Consider the following 3,365-nt stretch of genomic DNA (forward strand, 5'->3'; position numbering starts at 1 on the left):
GGTGTTGCCGCGCACCTTTGTTGATGGTCGGGTGAGCCGGCTGGTTGATGGCCATCGCTGGAGGCGCGCGTCAGCGCGCCGCGCAGCTTGATGGACATCAGGGGCGAGCGCGCGCAGCGCGCAAGCCCTTGATGCTCTTGCGTGCTACGGCTCCTCGGTTCCGACGGTGTCGAGCACGCGGGCCAGCGCGTCGCGCTCCACCAGCTTCTTCTTGCGGCGTGCGGCCTCGCGCAGCGCCGCCGTGGCGAGCCGGTCCACATCGCGGAGTGCTCCGCTGGCCGCCTCGTGCAGCATGGCGAGTGCGTCCGAGGCGAAGAGTTCTCGCTCACACCCGGCGCGAGCCAGCCGTACCCGGAGGTACTCCGCGGTGTCCTCAGGGGTGAGAGGCTCGACGTGCAGCCGGGTGTGCAAGCGCGAGTAGAGGCTGCGGTTGTGCCGGCGGGCCAGTCGAGACTCCAGCTCCGGCAGCCCGACGAGGATGAGCGACAGCAGCGCGCGCGAGTCCCACTGGTAGTTGAGGAGGATGTGCAGGTGGTCCAGCACGTCCTGGTGCAGCAGATGAGCCTCGTCCAGCAGGAAGACAGGGTGCAGCTTCTCCCCGCCCAGTTGCTCGACGTGAGTGGTTACCGAGTAGAAGACGGCGGCCGCGGTGGCGGAGGGCTTGAGCCCAAGCGCCAGGCACAGCTGGCGGTAGAAGTCGCGGCGGCCCAGGGTGGCGTTGTGGCAGTAGGTGAGGCGGAAGCCCTGGGCGGGCAGCCGGTGGCGCAGCGCGCGCAGCACGCAGGTTTTGCCCACGCCCGGCTCGCCGGTGAGCACGACGCTGGCGCGGTTTCGCAGGGCCTCGCCCAACTCCTCCACGAGAGCGGCCTTGGAGGTGGGCAGCCACAAGTCCGAGTCGGCCACTTCCTTGGAGAAGGGCGCGCAGGTGAGCGCGAAGTGGCTGACATACGCGGGCGTCATTCGTCACCTCCGTCCCACGACGCGTGCGCGGGGCGCCGGCCGACGGCCTTGTCCAGCAGCGCCCCAGCGGGCTCGAAGGCCGGGTGGCGCGGAGCGGTCTCCTCCAGGTGGGGTTTTCGGTACGGCCGCTCGCGCCGGGAGTTTCCGACGGCGTCCACCGGGTGCAGGGGCAGACGCTGGCCGTCCACCTCCACCCAGGGCGCGGCGCTGACGTCGGCCAGGGTGCGGCAGATGAAGACGAGGCGGCCAGCCAGGTGGCCCGCGTCCAACTCGTAGTCCACTCCGTCCAGGGCCACGGTGGTGTCGCGGCGCACGCGGCGGCGGATGCGGACGGTGAGCGCGTCAGCCAGCGCCTTCTCGTCCAGGCCATCCGGGGCGCTCGGGTGGGCGCGGAAGACAGACGCAGGGGAGCGGCCGACGAGGCTCGCGTGCGCGGCCTGGTGGTAGTGCGCGTCCAGGAAGGCCCACAGCCGCACGTTGACGTCATGCAGGCTGGCCACCGGCCCCAGGAAGTCCAGGCAGCCCTCGCGCAGCGTGCGCCAGAAGCGCTCCATCTTCCCTCGGGCGGGCGCGTCGTAGGGTTTGGCGTGCAGCAGGGAAATGCCCAGGCGAGCGCAGGCGGTGGCCAGGGTGTCGCCGCGGTAGGTGGCGCCATTGTCCAGGTAGAGGGCGTCCGGCTTGCCGTGCCGTCGCAGCGCGCGCACGAAGAGGCCCAGCATGTCCACCTCCCTCTCGGAGTGGTGGGCCTCCAGGGCCACCACGTAGCGGCTGGCGTCGTCCAAGAGGGCGTGCACGCGCAGCGGCCGGGCCTTGCCGCCCACCTCGAGGGCGGAGCCGTGGCAGACGTCCCCGTGCCACAGGGCCATGGGCCTCTCGGCCTGCCAGCGCAGACGGGTGCGGCTGCCGGCCGAGTCGCGCAGGGCCACCTTGTCCAGGCCCTCCTGCCGGAAGAGACGACGGACGGTGGAGGCGGAGACGGCCCCCTCGTGCATGCGCCCGTCGGCCACCAGCGTGCGCAGGATGAGGGAGGCGGACGCCGAGGGGCGCTCGCGGCGGATGTCGCACAGCAACCGCCGCAGCGCGTCCGGCACGTCCTGGGCCCGGCCCCTGTCACGCCGGGGCAGAGGCGTCAGCCCCGCCAGGCCTCGCTTGCGAAACGCGTAGTACCAGCGCTCCAGCGTCGGGGCCGAATAGCTGCGCGTGGCGTCCGCCCCGGGGGGCCGGAAGCGCTGGGCGGCCAACTGGGTGAGGGCCGCCGCCAGTTGGCCGCGGTCGAGCTCCGCCTGAGTCAAGGTGCCGATGACGCCATGGCGGAACACCGCCACGGCCTCGGCGTGGGACTTCGGTTTCAATGCGTCCATGCACTCCTCCGGGGGAGGCCCGCCCCGAGAAATGGACAGACGGAGGGCAGGCCCGCGCCCAGGACGGTGCCGGGACACGGGGCGGGTGCGCAGCGGGGCTGTCGGGTGGGGCGGCTACCCGCGCCGCCCGGCGGCGAAAACGGGGGCGCTCGCCCTCAACGAGCGTGCACGGCGCCCAGCGCCGTCAGCACGTGCAGCGGCGGAGGACTGGGGCCCACCGCCTCGGGGGCCCGGGCCGCGAGCGCCCCCGCCGCCCGCGCAGCGACGCGACGGGCAGACCAGTCCTCCGGGCATGGCGGCAGCGCGGCGAACACGCCGCCGCCCCGCACCGCCCGCACCCACGCGAAAAGCGCGCACCAGCTGCCCGCGCTGCTGGGCCCCACCACCCGCCAGGGACTCACCTGCGCGCGTACCTGGGCCACCGGACGCAATAGCAGGCCGAAGAGCGCCAGGGCCAGGGCCACCGCGGGCGCCGAGTACAGCCGCCGCGTCAGCACCTCTCGGGGGCCTACGGTGCAAGTGGCCCGGCACGAGGTGCACAGAAAGCGGCGCACTCCCACCGTCAGCGCCAGCGGCACCTCGCCCCACTCCACCGGCCCGAGCACCTGCCGCTCGCGCACCCCATGCCCGTGCAGCACCAGCGCCGCTCCCACCGGGCGACTGGCCGCACCGCAGCCAGGGCACCGCGCGGGCCGCACCCCCTCGACGGACGGCAACCGCGCCGCCCAGGACTTGACGCCCACCTCACTTCGGATGACTCCTCGGGTGCCCTGCGGTCCTCTCGTCACGGACTTCCACGGGGCATTGGTGGGTAGGGGGGTGGCAGCCTCCCTCCCACCGCCTACTCGCACCGGCCCTTACGCCAGTGCCCGGTAGCAGCTCCACGCCGCGCCCCGTCCTCTCCTGGCCCCAAGCCGACAGCATCATCGGCGACACGCAAGAAACCGGCTCGCTGATGGGCGACGAGTTCTGCTTCGGCCGCTCCCCCTCATCCAGTCGGTCCGAGAATGGGGCCGTCTCCCTCAACCACCGTGCGCGGCAACA

The 3,365-nt window shown here is 73.0% G+C and carries 3 protein-coding genes; all 3 read right to left on the bottom strand.

Features of this window, described 5'->3' with window-relative positions; genetic code table 11:
- Window positions 1-144 precede the first annotated feature (144 nt).
- Window positions 145-960, bottom strand: a complete 816-nt coding sequence (locus D7X99_RS41600; RefSeq protein ID WP_121782547.1) for an ExeA family protein — start codon at window positions 958-960, stop codon at window positions 145-147.
- Window positions 957-2,321, bottom strand: coding sequence for a DDE-type integrase/transposase/recombinase (locus D7X99_RS41605; RefSeq protein WP_121782548.1), 1,365 nt, complete (start codon window positions 2,319-2,321; stop codon window positions 957-959). The genes D7X99_RS41600 and D7X99_RS41605 overlap by 4 nt, the downstream gene beginning before the upstream one ends.
- A 155-nt stretch (window positions 2,322-2,476) precedes the next feature.
- Window positions 2,477-3,064 carry a transposase family protein gene (locus D7X99_RS41610; RefSeq protein WP_158627163.1) on the bottom strand — a complete coding sequence of 196 codons (588 nt, stop codon included), beginning with the start codon at window positions 3,062-3,064 and terminating at the stop codon, window positions 2,477-2,479.
- Between the last annotated feature and the right edge of the window lie 301 nt (window positions 3,065-3,365).

The organism is Corallococcus sp. AB032C (assembly GCF_003668935.1).
Lineage (GTDB): Bacteria > Myxococcota > Myxococcia > Myxococcales > Myxococcaceae > Corallococcus > Corallococcus exiguus.

Coding starts and splice junctions, on each gene's coding strand:
- D7X99_RS41600 (WP_121782547.1), bottom strand. CDS start 960: ATGACGCCCGCGTATGTCAGCCACTTCGCGCTCACCTGCGCGCCCTTC.
- D7X99_RS41605 (WP_121782548.1), bottom strand. CDS start 2,321: ATGGACGCATTGAAACCGAAGTCCCACGCCGAGGCCGTGGCGGTGTTC.